We start from the raw sequence: 14962 nt of genomic DNA on the forward strand, positions 1-14962 counted from the left end.
AGTTCTCAAGGAACGGACGCTTCCTTCGTACTCACCCTCTCGGGCTTTCCTCCGGGCGCTTCCCTTCGGTGTTTCCGACTCTATCAGACCTTTTCTCGATCCGATTTCCTCGGTGCTTTCCAGGTTCCCGCTCTCGCGTTTCCCTTTCCGGCAGACCCGACTTTATCAGAAGTTCTCTGCCGGTCAGACCGGCCGCTCATTCCTGAATAATCGGGGGGAGCTTCTCGGAAATATGGCTCCACGAGAAGCGGATAGAATCTAACGGACGCCGCAGAGCATGTCCAGCTCTGGGCAACTGTTTGAATCTACCTCCCCACTCGACCCGTGTCAACGGGTCCCTGGGGGCGAAGAGGAGACTAGCAGCTCACCCGTGGTGCCCGCACATCAGGCGGCCATAGGAGCGGTGGCGCTGCGTTCGAAGGTCTCCAGGTCGCCCGTGGCACCAGTCCGCGCTGCACGGCCGCCCAGTACGAAGACATAGGCGAGGAAGGCCAGCTCAGCGGCGATTCCGATGCCTATACGGGCCCAGGTGGGCAGGGCCGATGGGGTGACGAAGCCTTCGATGGCTCCGGACACGAAGAGGACGAGAGCCAGGCCGATCGCCATGCCGATCGCGGCCCGGCCCTCCTCGGCGAGGGCCGTACGACGGGTGCGCGGGCCGGGGTCGATGACGGTCCAGCCCAGGCGCAGGCCAGTACCGGCGGCAACAAAAACCGCGGTCAGTTCCAGCAGACCGTGCGGGAGGACCAGGCCGAGGAAGGTGTCGAGCCGGCCGGCCGACGACATCAGGCCGAAGCCGACGCCCAGGTTGAGCATGTTCTGGAAGAGGATCCAGAGGACCGGGAGCCCCAGGAAGACGCCCAGGACCAGGCAGAGCGCGGCGGCCTGAGCGTTGTTCGTCCACACTTGGGCCGCGAATGAGGCGGCGGGGTGACTTGAGTAATACGTCTCGTACTCGCCGCCCGGGCGGGTCAGCTCGCGCAACTGGCTGGGGGCGGCTATCGACGACTGCACCTCCGGGTGCATACCGATCCACCAGCCCAGGAGGACCGCGACCGCCGTGGACAGCAGAGCGGTCGGTACCCACCAGTGGCGCGACCGGTAGACCGCGGCCGGAAAGCCCTGCCCCAGGAAGCGGGTCACGTCGCGCCAGGAGGCTCGGCGTGTGCCTGTGACGGTGCTACGCGCGCGTGCCACAAGCTGGCTGAGCCGCCCGGTCAGCTGCGGGTCGGGGGCGCTGGACTGGATCAGCGAGAGGTGGGTGGCGGTGCGCTGGTACAGCGCGACGAGTTCGTCCGCTTCGGCGCCGTTGAGACGGCGCCGACGGCGCAGTAGGGCGTCAAGGCGGTCCCACTCGGCTCGGTGGGCGGAGACGAAGACGTCCAGGTCCATCGGTTGTGCCTGCTCCTCGGCTGATCGTCGGCTGGTCGTCGACCGCTCGTTGTTGCCGTCAGCTTGTCCTACTGGCGCGCGATGCGCCTTCAGCTTGGCAGACTTGCGGTTCTCGGGGCAGACCAGGGGAAGGACGACGGGTGTGAGTGAGCTGGTGACGGGCGAGGCGGTAGCGCTCGAACTGCGGCCCGCCAAGCTGCCGAGCAGGGCACTGGCGGTGTTGCTCGACCTGGCCGTGGCCATGCTCGTCTACATCGCCGTGGCCACGGTGCTGGTGGCGTCAACGGCGTCCCTGGACGACGCCGCGCAGGTCGCGCTGTCGATCGCTTCGTTTCTACTGGTGTTGGTGGGCGGGCCGATCGCGGTCGAGACGCTCAGCCATGGGCGCTCGCTGGGGAAGATGGCGTGCGGGCTGCGGGTGGTGCGGGACGACGGCGGGCCGATTCGTTTCCGGCATGCGCTGATGCGCGGGGCGCTCGGTGTCGTCGAGATTCTGCTGACGTTCGGGGTGGTCGCGTGCATCGCCTCACTCGTGTCGGCGCGGGGGCGGCGGCTCGGGGACGTCTTCGCGGGCACGCTGGTGGTGCGGGAGCGGGTGCCGGTCGGGCAGGCCCGTTTCGTGCCCCCTCCGCCGCCGTGGCTGGCGGGGCGATTCTCGGCGCTCGACCTGTCGGCGGTCCCGGACGGTCTGTGGCTCGACGTCCGTCAGTATCTGACGCGGATGCAGCAGCTCGACCCCCAGGTCTCCTGGGCGATGGCAGAGCGGCTGGCGGCCGACCTGGCGGCCCGCACGGGGGCCCCGGCGCCGCAGGGGGTTCCGCCCGGCGCGTATCTGGCGGCGCTGGTGCAGGAGCGGCAGGCGCGCGAGGCCCGGAAGGCTTTCGGGGGTGGACCTGCTGTCGGCGGGGCACCCGCCGGGGGTAGCGCGGCCGTTGGCGGTAGTCCCTTTGCCGGTGGGGCGTCCACTGGCCTTCCTGCGGCGGGCGGGTATGTCCCTCCGGTCCCTCCGATGTCGCAACCTCGCGCGCCCGGTGCCTCCTCCCAGCCGCAGTCTCAGCCGCCGGTGGAGTACCCCGTCCAGGGTGTGACGCGGGCTCCGGCGCCTGTTGCACCGCCCGTGCCACCGGCCGCGGGCGCGCTTCCGGACGACCGCCCGGCCACCGGCTTCGTACCGCCTGCGTAGGCGATGCGCAGGCGGGTGATCCGGGTCAGCGGAAGACCGACGGGGGTGAGTCGAGGTCGTCCAGTTCGATTCCAGGTGCGGCCAGAACCACGTCGCCGGCGATGTGGACGGTGTGCCGTTCGCCCGTGTCCAGGGCTGTGACCTGGTATTCGTCCACGGTCAGGGGGTCGTTGTCAGTGGCGTGTGCTTCGCTGTTCACCAAGGCCCAGGACTGGTCCACGGTGAGTGGGGCGAGGACCGGGTCCGTGAAGGCCACGAGGCGTACGCGGGTCGCGGAGACGGAAGGGGTGAGGCGCAGGAGACGGGCGGTGGCGATGAGGAACGCGGGGGACGTGCCGGTGAAGGCGTGGGCGCGCACATTGCCTTCGGTGGCATGAGAGCCGGTGGGGTCGGTGCGGACCCAGGTGACGCCGTCGAGGGCGGCGCCGCGCACCTGCCAGCCGCCCGCGTGGAGTTCGAGCCGGATGGGGCGGCCGAGGTCGTCGATGGCGAGGTCGATGGAGCCGCTGAAGTCGCCCGAGGGGGTGGTCAGCCGGGAGACGTAGCGCCAGCCCGAGGGGCCGGGGGCGCACTGGAAGTGTTCTTGTGCGAAGGGGGTGTGATCGTGTGGATCGAAGAGCGAATAACGGCCGCGGGGCATCGGGGTCCTGGGGCTTGACGGGCTGGTGGTCCGGTCGGCTCGACAGGCCATCCCGGCCGGTGTGACGGCCGGTCGGACCAAAGGGGCAGGCCCCCGACACGGGGGTGCGGGGGCCTGCCTCGGAGGGGCCTGCCACCGAGGTGTGCGTCCGTTGGCTGGACGCGCACTACCCGGTGCCTCGGCTGCGGGGCGGTGCTCAGTAGCGGTAGTGGTCCGGCTTGTACGGGCCCTCGACCTCCACGCCGATGTACGCGGCCTGCTCGGGGCGCAGCGTGGTCAGCTTCACGCCGAGCGCGTCCAGGTGGAGGCGGGCGACCTTCTCGTCGAGGTGCTTGGGCAGCGTGTAGACGCCGGTCGGGTACTCATCGGGCTTGGTGAACAGCTCGATCTGGGCCAGGGTCTGGTCCGCGAAGGAGTTGGACATCACGAACGACGGGTGACCGGTGGCGTTGCCCAGGTTCAGCAGGCGACCCTCGGACAGCACGATGATCACCTTGCCGTCCGGGAAGGTCCAGGTGTGGACCTGGGGCTTGACCTCGTCCTTGACGATGCCGGGGAGCTTGGCGAGGCCGGCCATGTCGATCTCGTTGTCGAAGTGGCCGATGTTGCCGACGATCGCCTGGTGCTTCATCCTGGCCATGTCCGAGGCCATGATGATGTCCTTGTTGCCGGTCGTGGTGACGAAGATGTCGGCCTTGTCGATGACCTCGTCGAGGGTCGTGACCTGGTAGCCGTCCATGGCCGCCTGGAGCGCGCAGATCGGGTCGATCTCGGTGACGATGACGCGGGCGCCCTGTCCGCGCAGGGACTCCGCGCAGCCCTTGCCCACGTCGCCATAGCCGCAGACGACGGCGGTCTTGCCGCCGATCAGGACGTCGGTGGCGCGGTTGATGCCGTCGACCAGGGAGTGGCGGCAGCCGTACTTGTTATCGAACTTCGACTTGGTAACGGCGTCGTTGACGTTGATCGCCGGGAAGAGGAGGACGCCGTCGCGCTGCATCTCGTACAGACGGTGGACGCCTGTGGTGGTCTCCTCGGTCACGCCGCGGATCTCGGAGGCCAGCTGGGTCCACTTCTGCGAGCCGTCCGTGATGGTGCGGTGCAGGAGTTCGAGGATGACGCGGTGCTCGTCGGACTCGGCGGTCTCCAGGCCGGGGACCTTGCCGTCCTTCTCGTACTCGACGCCCTTGTGGACGAGGAGGGTGGCGTCACCGCCGTCGTCCAGGATCATGTTCGGGCCGCCGGTGGTGCTGTCCGGCCAGGTCAGCGCCTGCTCGGTGCACCACCAGTACTCCTGAAGGGTCTCGCCCTTCCAGGCGAAGACCGGGATGCCCTGGGGGTTGTCGGGCGTGCCGTTCGGGCCGACGGCGATGGCCGCGGCCGCGTGGTCCTGGGTGGAGAAGATGTTGCAGGAGGCCCAGCGGACGCGCGCGCCGAGGGCGACCAGGGTCTCGATGAGGACGGCGGTCTGCACGGTCATGTGCAGGGAGCCGGTGACGCGGGCGCCGGCCAGCGGCTGCGCCTCGGCGTACTCCTTGCGGATCGCCATCAGGCCCGGCATCTCGTGCTCGGCGAGGGTGATCTCCTTGCGGCCGAACTCGGCCAGCGAGAGGTCGGCGACCTTGAAGTCCTGTCGGTTGTCGACAGTCGTCATTGCGAGCTGCTCCTCGGGGTTGGGTCGAGGTGGGTACGGCTGGTCTGCGCGGCGGTGGGCACAGGGGTGCCCGAAAAGAGGACACAGGCATGCCCATGTACGCGCAGCGCAGTCCGTCGGAGGCCCTCTCTCCCTCGGTCGGCCCTTATCGGGGCCGCCCGACCGCCATCAGCAGCGACGTCTGGCTTCGTCCCAAGCTACACCGGAGGAGCGTGCCGCCCCAGTCCGCCTCCGAACACTTCACGCCGTTCGTGGGGCGTCGGGGCCGGTTGGGGCCGTGGGCGGGGCCGGAGTCAGTGTCCTGCCGCGTGGGAGGTGGGGCCGCCGGGGGCGGCTTGCGGGTCGGGGCCGCGGGTGGCCTCGGCCTCGCTGTAGATGTCCGGTTCCAGGTAGATGACGCGGGCGATCGGGACGGCGGTGCGGATGCGGGCCTCGGCGGCGTTGATGGCATCGGCGACCTCGGTGGCCGTGTCGTCGTGCTGGACCGCGATCTTGGCGGCGACCAGCAGCTCCTCGGGGCCGAGGTGGAGCGTGCGCATGTGGATGACGCCGGTGACGGTGTCGCCGTCGACGATCGCGGCCTCGATCTTCTTGACCTCCTCGGCGCCGGCGGCCTCGCCGAGGAGCAGTGACTTGGTCTCGGCGGCGAGGACGAGGGCGATGACGACGAGCAGGACACCGATGCAGAGCGTGCCGATGCCGTCCCAGATGCCGTCGCCGGTGATCAGGGCCAGGCCGACACCGCCGAGGGCGAGGACGAGGCCGATCAGGGCGCCGAAGTCCTCCAGGAGGACCACCGGCAGTTCGGGGGCCTTGGCCCGGCGGATGAACTGCGACCAGGAGAGCTTGCCGCGCAGCTCGTTGGACTCCTTGATGGCCGTGCGGAAGGAGAAGCCCTCGGCGATGATCGCGAAGACGAGGACGCCCACCGGCCAGTACCAGTTCTCCACGTCGTGCGGGTGGCTGATCTTCTCGTAGCCCTCGTAGATGGCGAACATGCCGCCGATCGAGAAGAGGACGATCGAGACGAGGAAGGCGTAGACGTAGCGCTCGCGGCCGTAGCCGAAGGGGTGTTGCGGGGTCGCCTCGCGCTGGGCCTTCTTGCCGCCGATGAGCAGCAGGAACTGGTTGCCGGAGTCGGCGAGGGAGTGGACGCCCTCGGCGAGCATCGAGGAAGAGCCACTGAACGCGAACGCCACGAACTTCGATACCGCGATCGCGAGGTTGGCGCCGAGTGCCGCCACGATCGCCTTGGTGCCGCCTGACGCACTCATGTGTCCGCGTTGTCCCTTCGCCTACGTACGTCTTCGCCGTCCAGGCCGGTGCCGGTCGTCTTTGCCCGTCCTTTGCCCGGTGAGCCATTCTTGCAGCCCCGTCCGGTGGTGGTGTGCCAGGCATCCACAAGCCCGGTCCGATCGTCGGACAAGTCCGGTCAGAGCCGTACGGTGGCCCGGAAAAGGGTTCCGGTTCCGGACGCCTCCGCCTTTTCGGCCGGCGGTACGAACACGGACTGTCCGGGGGTCAGTTCGTGCTCGCCCGCCCGTACGGAGCCAGCCGTGCACAGCAGGATCTGCGGGGTCGGCAGGGTGAGGTCGTAGGTGCTGCCGCCGGCCGGGAGGACGTACCGGGAGAGCCGGAACTCGTCGATCGGCGTCTCGTAGACCTCCTCGCCGTGCGGGGATGCCTCCGGGCGGAGCACGCCGGGGTCGCCGGGCTCGAAGCGGACGATGCGCAGCAGTTCGGGGACATCGACGTGCTTGGGGGTGAGACCGCAGCGCAGCACGTTGTCGGAGTTGGCCATGATCTCGACGCCGAGCCCGCTCAGATAGGCGTGCGGGATGCCGGCGCCGAGGAACAGGGCCTCGCCGGGCTGGAGACGGACGTGGTGGAGAAGCATGGCCGCGATGACGCCGGGATCGCCCGTGTAGTGATGGGCGATGCCCGCGTAGGGGGCGTAGTCGCCGCCGAGGCGGGCGCAGGCGGTGGCGGCCTGGGCGACGGTGTGGGCCATCTCGTCGGGGTCGGCGGTGAGGATCGCGGTGAGGACCTCGCGCAGCGCCGCGTCCTCGGGGTGGGCGTGCAGCAGGTCGACGTACGGCTTGAGGGAGTCGACGCCGAGGCCGTCCAGCAGGTCGGCGGCGCGCAGCGGGTCGCGGAAGCCGCACAGGCCGTCGAACTCGGTGAGCGCGCAGATCAGTTCGGGCTTGTGGTTGGCGTCCCGGTAGGTGCGGTGCGGGGCGTTCACCGGGATGCCGCGCCGTTCCTCGTCCGCGTACCCCTGCCGGGCCTGTTCCAGGTCGGGGTGCACCTGGAGGGAGAGCGGGGCGCCGGCCGCGAGGATCTTCAGCAGGAACGGCAGGTGCGGGCCGAACTTGGCGACCGTCTCCGGTCCCAGTTCCCGCTTCGGGTCCGCGTCGATGAGGTCGACGAGCGTGCCGCGTCCGGTGCGCGAGGGCGCGCCGGGGTGTGCGCCCATCCACATCTCCGCCTGTGGTTCGCCGGTCGGCTCGACGCCGAGGAGCTTCGGGATGGCGGTGGCCGAACCCCAGGCGTAGGGGCGGATGGTGTTGTCGAGGCGGTCCATGGGCTCTCTCTGCCGGATGTTTGCTGCGTTGTGTCGCGGCGTACGTCTCGGGTTCGTCCCGCGTACGGCCGGTCGGACGTCGGCTACCAGATCAGGCCCTCGAAGCGAGCGCCAGGTAAACGGCGGAGAAATCCGTCATGGCGATCAGTTCGGCGAGGGTCTCCAGTTCGTCGCCGGGTTCCGGTTCCAGTTCGCTGACGGATGTGCCGTGGCTGAGGGCCAGGTCGCGGGCGGCCGGGGCGGCGGTGAGGCCGCCGATGGGGCGGTCGCGGAGCAGCACCACGCGCGCGTGCAGCGCGGCCGGCTCGTCGACCCGGTCGCGGAAGAAGTCGTCCGGATCGGCGCTGGCGGCGAGCGGGCCGGCGAGCAGGGCGCTGTGGGCGGCGAGCGCCTCGGGGAGTTCGGCGACGAGGGCGGGCCGGCCGGCCAGTTCGGCGAGGGCGGCGGCGAAACGCCGGCCAGCGGGACCGGCCGCGGCGCCCTCCGTCCAGATCACCGGGAGCGCGTCGGCGAGTTCGGCGGCGAGCGTCTTGGCGGGATTGCTGTACGTCACGATGGCCGGGCCGCATCGCTCGGCGATGTGGTCGAGGCGGCCTGCGATCTTGTCCAGGTCGTCGGGCGGGGCGGTGACCAGGCCGATGCGGTCGAGGAGGGCGAGCAGCGGGGTGAGCAGTGCCCACAGGACGCCCGGGGAGGACGCGGCGAGCGGCTCCTCCTGGTCGTAGGGGGCTGTCGCCATCGGTACGAACAGGCCGTGCGCTCCGGTGACCGCTTCGGCGAGGGGGGTGCGGGCGGGGGCGACGGCGACGACCGAGCAACCCCGGCGGTATGCCTGATCGGCGAGGAGCGAGAGGCTGGGTTCGGTGCCGTCCGGGGTGGCGATCAGCAGCAGGTCGACGGAGCCGGTCCAGCCCGGCAGCTCCCAGCGCAGGGCGCCTGCGGCGGGGGCGACGCCGGAGGGGGCGAGCCGGATGACGGGGCTGCCGGGGCCGGCGAGGGAGCCGAGGAGGTCGGCGGCGTGGGTGGCGGCGGCGCCGGGGCCGGCGATCAGGACCGCTCGGGGTCGGCCGTCCGGCTTGAGGTCGCCGATGCCGGCCTCGACGGCCTGGCGGGCGGCGGTGCGCACACGGGCGCCGGCTTCCGCGGCGCCCCGCAGGAGACCTCGGCGGTCGGCCTCGGCGAGGCCCTCCGGGGTGTCGAGCAGCGATTCGTCGAGCATGGGCGGCAGCCTCCGATTCGCCGGGGGTCCTTGGTAGGGCTCGTCTGTGCGGTGGGGCGCCTTGGGGGCGGCCACGTGCCCGGGCCGGCCGCCGGTCCCGGGGTGGGGCTCGCCGTCAGGCGGGGCGGCGGGCCTCGTCGACGAGGAGGACCGGGATGCCGTCGCGGACGGGGTACGCGAGGCCGCAGTCCTGACCGGTGCAGATCAGCTCGGTGTCCTGCTCCTTGAGGGGAGCGTGGCAGGCCGGGCAGGCGAGGATCTCCAGGAGGCCGGCTTCGAGCGGCATGGGGTGTCCCTTCGGGCGGATGCGGGCGTGCACTGATGTGCCTGGTCAGCGTACCGCCGTGAAGGGGCGGGCCGCGGGGGCGGGGCGAACCCCGCCCGCCCCGGGCGCCGGGGAAGCGCCCGCTCCGTACGGCACGGGGCCGGGCCACGGTCCCGGGCGGCAGGGAGCCGCGGGGCGCCGCGGACGGTACTGAGCCGCGGCCCGCACCGGACGACACGGAGCCGCGGGCCCGCGCCGCCCCGGGCAGGACAGAACCGGGGTCCTGGTGAGGGCAGGGTCGCGGTCGGAGGCGGCGGCTCGGTGCGGTGCGGTGCGCCGTCGGGGTAACAGTCCATACGCCGGGGCTTGGCCACCGACTCCGGGCATCCCTGCAAGGTGGACTGGCCCGCCCCGGGCCGCGAGTGGGGTCGGCGTCAGCCTCGGATGAGGGCCAGGGCCTCGTCCCGCACCTTGGCCATGGTCGCCTCGTCGCGGGCCTCCGCGTTCAGCCGCAGCAGGGGTTCTGTGTTGGAGGGGCGGACGTTGAACCACCAGTCGGCGGCGGCCACGGTGAGGCCGTCGAGGTCGTCCAGGGTGACGTCCTCGCGCGACGCGTAGGCGGCGCGGATCGCGGTGAGGCGGGCCTTCTGGTCCGCGACCGTGGAGTTGATCTCGCCGGAGCCGACGTAGCGGTCGTACTGGGCCACCAGGGCGGACAGGGGTCCGTCCTGGCCGCCCAGGGCCGCGAGGACGTGCAGGGCCGCGAGCATGCCCGTGTCGGCGTTCCAGAAGTCCCTGAAGTAATAGTGGGCGGAGTGCTCGCCGCCGAAGATCGCGCCCGTGCGCGCCATCTCCGCCTTGATGAAGGAGTGGCCGACCCGGGTGCGCTGCGGGGTGCCACCCTGCTCCTTGACGACCTCGGGGACCGACCAGGAGGTGATCAGGTTGTGGATGATTGTGCCCTGCCCGCCGTTGCGGGCGAGCTCGCGCGCGGCCACCAGGGCGGTGATCGCCGACGGGGACACGGGCTCGCCGCGCTCGTCGACGACGAAGCAGCGGTCGGCGTCGCCGTCGAAGGCGATGCCGAGGTCGGCGCCCTCCTCGCGGACCCGCTTGCGCAGGTCCACGATGTTGGCGGGGTCGAGCGGGTTCGCCTCGTGGTTCGGGAAGGTGCCGTCCAGTTCGAAGTACATCGGGACCAGGGTCAGGGGCAGGCCGGCGAAGACCGTGGGGACCGTGTGCCCGCCCATGCCGTTGCCCGCGTCGACGACGACCTTCAGCGGGCGGATGGAGGTCAGGTCGACGAGGGAGCGGAGGTACGCCGCGTAGTTTTCCAACGTGTCGCGTCCGGTGATGGTTCCCGGCCGTGCGCCGGGCTGCGGGGCGCCCGACTCCAGCCAGCCCTCGGTCAGTTCGCGGATCTGGGCCAGTCCGGTGTCCTGGCCGACCGGTGCCGCGCCCGCGCGGCACATCTTGATGCCGTTGTACCGCGCGGGGTTGTGCGAGGCCGTGAACATGGCGCCCGGCAGGCCGAGGGCGCCCGAGGCGTAGTACAGCTGGTCGGTCGAGCACAGTCCGATCTCGGTGACGTCGACGCCGCGGGCCGCCGCGCCGCGCGCGAAGGCGCGGGACAGTCCGGGCGACGACGGTCGCATGTCGTGGCCGGTCACGATCGCCTGGGCGCCGGTCACCTGGACGAACGCCGCCCCGAAGAGTTGGGCCAGCGTTTCGTCCCACTGGTCCGGGACCACTCCGCGTACGTCGTACGCCTTGACGATCTGCGACAGATCAGCAGCCACGGCCAACCCTCCTGAAGTCCTATCGGTCAGCCCAAACTACCCGCCCGGACCCTCGGTGCGGGGCACGGACTCCGAGTGGCCGCTCAGAGGGTGCCGCCGAGGCCAGGGTGGCATCCGGGGCAGGACTCCGGGCGGCAGGTCGCCCTCGCGGCCGCGGTGCACACCCCCGGCGAGCCGCACGGGCGTGCCGCCCGTGACGACGACTGGCCGGCCGAAGGGCAGGCGCGCAGGACCTCGGGGCCGTGGGTCGGCCGTTCCGATCGTCGCCGCGGACGCCGGTCAGCACGCACGCGCGTACGGCCTCGGTGGCGGGCACGCGCGCGTGCGGTACGACGACCAGGGCGCCCGCGCCGACCAAGGAGGCGGCGATGTCGGCGAGTTGCGCGGACAGGTAGGTGGCGACGGCGAACAGGCGGCGGCGCAGGCGACTCCGCACACCAGGGCGGGCTCCCAGGTATCGCGCAGGCCGCGCCGCCCGTCGACGCGTCCGACCAGGACGAGCGGCACCACCAGGGAGAGCAGCGGTGTCCGCCGGTCGACCACGGAGGCGACGGAGTCCAGCGGCAACCCGGTGACCTGGGCGAGCGTCCCGACCGGGGTGCGCATCGCGCCGTAGGAGACGGGCGCGGTGGTGGCGACGGTGTCGGCGACCAGGGAGTCCACGGCCGCTGGCAACGGGTCGAAGCTGAGGGTAACCAGCAGCACCGAGCAGATGGCGACCGGTGCGCCGAATCCGGCCGGGGCCTCCGGGAGGGAAATAAAGCAGAACGCGACCACGAGGGCCTGGATGCGTGGGTCGTCCGGCGGCAGCCGCCCGAAGGAGCGGCGCGGGATGTCGAACCGAGCGATGCGGCGACGGGCTCCAGTTGCTGCACGAATACAGGGGCTTCCCCGGCTTCCCGGTGTCCGTCGACTTTCGCCGGTTTCCGTCATGCGGAAAGTGATTTCTTCTGCCAGTTGAGAATGGACTGATCGTGTCCGCGACAGCCACGTGGCAATGGGGCGCGAAGATGATCTGGGGAAGGGTCCCCGGATCAAGGGTCCCCGGGGATCAGTTGTCCGGCGAGCGCAGCACGCGTAGGTGGCCGCGGCGGGCGACCTCCATGGGGTCCGCCGTGCGCCCCCCGCCACCGCCCGCCTCGGCCGCCCGCTCCTGGGGGCGCGCCGCCTCGCGCACGGCGTTGGCGAGTGCCTCCAGGTCGTCGCCGCTGGGGCGGGTCGGGGCCGAACCGTCGAGGAGCCGGACGACCTCCCAGCCGCGCGGAGCGGTCAGCCGCTCGGAGTGCTCGGCGCACAGGTCGTAGCAGTGGGGTTCGGCGTAGGTGGCGAGCGGGCCGAGGACCGCGGTCGAGTCGGCGTAGACGTACGTCAGCGTCGCAACGGCGGGTCGGCCGCAGGCGGTGCGCGAACAGCGACGTACAGGGCTCACGACGTTGGACGGTACCGCACTCTTGAGCGGGCCGCGACGACTCCCCAGCAGGTCACTCCACCGTGTCGTGCTGTGAAACGCCCCACATGCCGCCGCGATCGCACCCCGCCGACCTGCGTGAACGACAGCGTGTGCGGTCCATGGCGCACAGGCGTCCGGTCATGAGTCGGTACAAACGCCGTCAATTGGCTTGAGTTCGGCGGACCTGGAGCGACACGGAAACGTGCTCAACCTTGGCTGGAATGGTCATCCCGCGACATGCCGAACAGAGCGGCCGGCCGGCGTTCCGGTTGCCGCGTGGGGACCGGCGGGCGGACCGCGCGAGGACTACGCTTCACCAGTGATGGACAACCGTGTACCGCCCCGTGCCGCCGGCCCCGGGCCCCGTCGTCGTGACCGCCACGGGCGTGGCATGCGCGGGCCCATCGCCCCGCCGCAGGTGCCGCTCGCGGCCAGTCGCGCCGAGGCGTTCGCGGACCTGGTGCAGGACTCCGTGGAACGGCTCGAACGGCGCTGGCCGCAGCTCGCCGACATCGATTTCCTGGTGTTGGAGGTGCCCCGGCTGGAAGGAAGGCCGGGGGACGTCTGGAGCGAGGACGCCGTACCGCTCGGCAAGACCGTGCCCGCGCGTGACGGGCACCCGGCGCGCGTGGTGGTGTACCGGCGTCCCGTGGAGATCCGTACGAAGGGGCGGGACGAGCGGGCGGCGCTGGTGCATGAGGTCGTCGTGGAGCAGGTGGCCGACTTGTTGGGGCTCACCCCGGAGACCGTCGATCCCCGGTACGGGGAGGACTGAGCCGCTCGCTCCCCGTACCGCGCCCGCCTGTTCGCGCCTACTTCTTGCAGCACCGACCTCTGCGGCCTACTTCTGCAGCACCGACAGATCCTGGTCCGCCTTCGGCACCGCGACCGTTCCCCGGTCGTCCGGAAGGGTCTGGACCGTGAAGCCGGGGATGCCTGACTGCGTGGCGGTGAGGGTGCGGGAGGCGTACACCGGGCCGCCGGAGACGGGTTCGACGGTCAGGGCGTACGTGCCCTTCAGTCCGGCCGGGGCCGGTATGTCGAGGTCCTGGGTGGTGCCCGCCTTGATCGGATAGGTCTTCGTCACCGTGGTGCCGCCCTCGCTGCCGGCCGATGCCGTGACCTTGACCTCGGCGGCGGTGGTGGGAGCGGTGACGGACAGGGTCGTGCCCTTGGCGCTGTTGCCGACGGCCGTCGCACGCGAGCCGACGGGCGCGGTGGCCGGGATGAAGGCCGTCTCCTGCTGGTCGCCCTTGCCGCGGGTCACGCGCAGGGCCGCGACCACCGGCACCGACCGGTCCGTCGGTGACAGGAGCAGGGAGCCCGCCTCGCCGCGGGTGACCTCGCCGAGGTCGACCGCCGCGGTCATGCCCGACTTCACGTGCACCGTCTCGTTCCCGGCGGGGGTGATCAGGCCGTCCGGGGAGGCCAGGCGGATCTTCAGGTCCGCGTCGGAGTCCGTGGGGGCGAAGGCGATCAGGCGGACGGACGTGGCGTCCTTCGGGATGCCGGGCAGCACCAGTGTGCCGGCCGGGTCGGCGGACGCGGCCAGCCAGTCGCCGCCGTTCTTGGCGTCCGACGCCTGGACGGCCGCGCCGACCCGCCCGCTGCGCACCTTGACGTGCAGGGTCAGATCGGCCTGCTGTTCGTCGGCGAGCGTGGACAGCAGGACGGGCTTGCTGGAGTGCGGCGGGACCGTGATGCCCTCCCCCACCGTGGACTTGAGCGCGCCGTCCTTGCCGTACAGCTCCAGGTCGACGACGGCCGCGCCGTCGTCGGGGTTGGTGAGGTGCACGTAGTCGGTGCGGTCGGCGTCCGTGCCGACGCCCGGGAACCAGAACTCGGTGTCCGGCGCGGTGCAGGTGACACCCTGCAGTCCGCGGCCGGTGCCGACGGCGATCGCGGTGGTCTCCTGGACGGTCCAGCCGGGCGCGAACTTCCCCTCGGCGGTGCCGACGAGCGCGGAGGCGTCGGAGCTGGAGGTGTCGCCGGTGGCCGGGGTGCCGGGCTGCTTGGGGGTGAGCACCGGCTCGGCGGCCTTCTTCTTGGTGCCCTTGCCCTTCTCGGCGTCGCCGGTGTCGTCCGCCGACTCCTCGGTCGCCGCCTGGAACTGGGCCTTTCCGTCGCCGGCCGTGCCCTTCGTGACCGGGGTGAAGGACGTGTACGACGTATCGGCGATGTCGGAGGCGCTGGGCGCCGGGCACAGCCGGCTCGTGCGCTCCACGGGCAGTTGGGCGGCCGCCTCGGCGGTGGTCGTGCCGACGGCGTCCGGGGTCTTGAGCGCGGCGAATCCGGTGACGGCGGCGAGCGCGGCCGTGCCGACGATCAGGGACAGGGTGGTGCGGTTCACTGCTGGCTCCCGTCGGGGCGCTCGCTGCCGGTGCCGTGGGGGTGCGGCGGGTGCGGCGGGTGGGGCTGGGCCGCCGGGTCGTATCCGGGGTGGTAGCCGGGGTCGTAGCCCTGCTGGTACGTCGGGTCGTACGCGTCCTGCTGGGTCTGGCCGCCGTACCCGTACGGGTCGTACTGGCCGCTCTGGTACGGGTCGGCCTGATAGGACTGCTGGTCGTAGCCGCCCTGGTAGGCACCGGCGCCCTGGTACTGGTCGCCGTGGTACTCGGCGCCCGCGTAGGCCGCCGCGTCCCCTTCCCAGGTGCGCATGTCCTCGCCCGGGGGCGTCGCCGTGTCGTAGGACTGCTGGTGCGGTACCGCGGCCGGGGCCTCCGGCGCGGGGTGCGGCGGGCCGTCCGGGCCGGACTCCTTCGGCGCGCCGGGCTCC

At 71.6% G+C, this 14962-nt stretch carries 12 protein-coding genes and 2 pseudogenes; 2 read left to right on the forward strand and 12 right to left on the reverse strand.

The genetic code is table 11. The annotated features are described in order from the left end of the window. Nucleotides 1–384 precede the first annotated feature (384 nt). Nucleotides 385–1392, reverse strand: a complete 1008-nt coding sequence (locus ACWEKM_RS42570) for a stage II sporulation protein M (protein ID WP_451626674.1) — start codon at nt 1390–1392, stop codon at nt 385–387. 142 nt (nt 1393–1534) lie between these two features. Here ACWEKM_RS42570 and ACWEKM_RS42575 point away from each other — a divergent pair, with 142 nt between their 5' ends. Beyond that, nucleotides 1535–2575 (forward strand): RDD family protein, encoded by a 1041-nt coding sequence (locus ACWEKM_RS42575; protein ID WP_451626675.1) that lies wholly within the window; start codon nt 1535–1537, stop codon nt 2573–2575. 25 nt (nt 2576–2600) lie between these two features. Here ACWEKM_RS42575 and ACWEKM_RS42580 read toward each other — a convergent pair whose 3' ends face one another. From ACWEKM_RS42580 to ACWEKM_RS42620, 9 genes and pseudogenes are all read right to left on the reverse strand, one after another. Beyond that, the gene (locus ACWEKM_RS42580; protein ID WP_451626676.1) at nt 2601–3215 is read right to left on the reverse strand and encodes a hypothetical protein; all 615 of its coding nucleotides are present in this window, start codon (nt 3213–3215) and stop codon (nt 2601–2603) included. A 196-nt stretch (nt 3216–3411) separates the two neighbouring features. Continuing rightward, a complete protein-coding gene (gene ahcY, locus ACWEKM_RS42585) occupies nt 3412–4869 on the reverse strand; it encodes an adenosylhomocysteinase (protein WP_451626677.1) in 1458 nt (485 codons plus the stop codon). A gap of 293 nt (nt 4870–5162) precedes the next feature. Next, nucleotides 5163–6143 (reverse strand): cation diffusion facilitator family transporter, encoded by a 981-nt coding sequence (locus ACWEKM_RS42590; protein WP_451626678.1) that lies wholly within the window; start codon nt 6141–6143, stop codon nt 5163–5165. A 158-nt stretch (nt 6144–6301) separates the two neighbouring features. Then, complete coding sequence (manA, locus tag ACWEKM_RS42595; protein WP_451626679.1) at nt 6302–7453, reverse strand: mannose-6-phosphate isomerase, class I; 1152 nt, start codon at nt 7451–7453, stop codon at nt 6302–6304. Nucleotides 7454–7544: 91 nt separating this feature from the next. After that, nucleotides 7545–8672 (reverse strand): SIS domain-containing protein, encoded by a 1128-nt coding sequence (locus ACWEKM_RS42600; protein ID WP_451626680.1) that lies wholly within the window; start codon nt 8670–8672, stop codon nt 7545–7547. Nucleotides 8673–8787: 115 nt separating this feature from the next. After that, nucleotides 8788–8958: a Trm112 family protein gene (locus tag ACWEKM_RS42605; RefSeq protein ID WP_007382472.1), complete on the reverse strand. Its 171-nt coding sequence runs from the start codon at nt 8956–8958 to the stop codon at nt 8788–8790. A 413-nt stretch (nt 8959–9371) separates the two neighbouring features. Continuing rightward, on the reverse strand, nt 9372–10736 hold the full coding sequence (locus ACWEKM_RS42610; protein WP_451626681.1) for a phosphomannomutase/phosphoglucomutase: 1365 nt from the start codon (nt 10734–10736) through the stop codon (nt 9372–9374). Nucleotides 10737–10974: 238 nt separating this feature from the next. Continuing rightward, a pseudogene (locus ACWEKM_RS42615) lies at nt 10975–11588 on the reverse strand (L-lactate permease); the annotation flags it as partial. A 199-nt stretch (nt 11589–11787) separates the two neighbouring features. Beyond that, nucleotides 11788–12213 carry a DUF3499 domain-containing protein gene (locus ACWEKM_RS42620; RefSeq protein ID WP_451626683.1) on the reverse strand — a complete coding sequence of 142 codons (426 nt, stop codon included), beginning with the start codon at nt 12211–12213 and terminating at the stop codon, nt 11788–11790. A 295-nt stretch (nt 12214–12508) separates the two neighbouring features. Here ACWEKM_RS42620 and ACWEKM_RS42625 point away from each other — a divergent pair, with 295 nt between their 5' ends. Continuing rightward, nucleotides 12509–12961 carry a metallopeptidase family protein gene (locus ACWEKM_RS42625; protein ID WP_451626684.1) on the forward strand — a complete coding sequence of 151 codons (453 nt, stop codon included), beginning with the start codon at nt 12509–12511 and terminating at the stop codon, nt 12959–12961. Nucleotides 12962–13027: 66 nt separating this feature from the next. On the opposite strand, the gene ACWEKM_RS42630 is transcribed toward ACWEKM_RS42625, so the two are convergent. Next, on the reverse strand, nt 13028–14536 hold the full coding sequence (locus ACWEKM_RS42630) for a DUF5719 family protein (protein ID WP_451626682.1): 1509 nt from the start codon (nt 14534–14536) through the stop codon (nt 13028–13030). Next, nucleotides 14533–14962: pseudogene (locus ACWEKM_RS42635) on the reverse strand (family 2 glycosyl transferase); the annotation flags it as partial. The gene ACWEKM_RS42630 and the pseudogene ACWEKM_RS42635, both read right to left, overlap by 4 nt.

This window comes from Streptomyces sp. NPDC004752 (assembly GCF_053601275.1).

Bases quoted from the DNA above. Each gene is read 5' to 3' on its own strand.
- ahcY (WP_451626677.1), bottom strand. From the start codon at position 4,869: ATGACGACTGTCGACAACCGACAGGACTTCAAGGTCGCCGACCTCTCG.
- ACWEKM_RS42625 (WP_451626684.1), top strand. From the start codon at position 12,509: ATGGACAACCGTGTACCGCCCCGTGCCGCCGGCCCCGGGCCCCGTCGT.
- ACWEKM_RS42580 (WP_451626676.1), bottom strand. From the start codon at position 3,215: ATGCCCCGCGGCCGTTATTCGCTCTTCGATCCACACGATCACACCCCC.
- ACWEKM_RS42590 (WP_451626678.1), bottom strand. From the start codon at position 6,143: ATGAGTGCGTCAGGCGGCACCAAGGCGATCGTGGCGGCACTCGGCGCC.
- manA (WP_451626679.1), bottom strand. From the start codon at position 7,453: ATGGACCGCCTCGACAACACCATCCGCCCCTACGCCTGGGGTTCGGCC.
- ACWEKM_RS42570 (WP_451626674.1), bottom strand. From the start codon at position 1,392: ATGGACCTGGACGTCTTCGTCTCCGCCCACCGAGCCGAGTGGGACCGC.
- ACWEKM_RS42600 (WP_451626680.1), bottom strand. From the start codon at position 8,672: ATGCTCGACGAATCGCTGCTCGACACCCCGGAGGGCCTCGCCGAGGCC.
- ACWEKM_RS42605 (WP_007382472.1), bottom strand. From the start codon at position 8,958: ATGCCGCTCGAAGCCGGCCTCCTGGAGATCCTCGCCTGCCCGGCCTGC.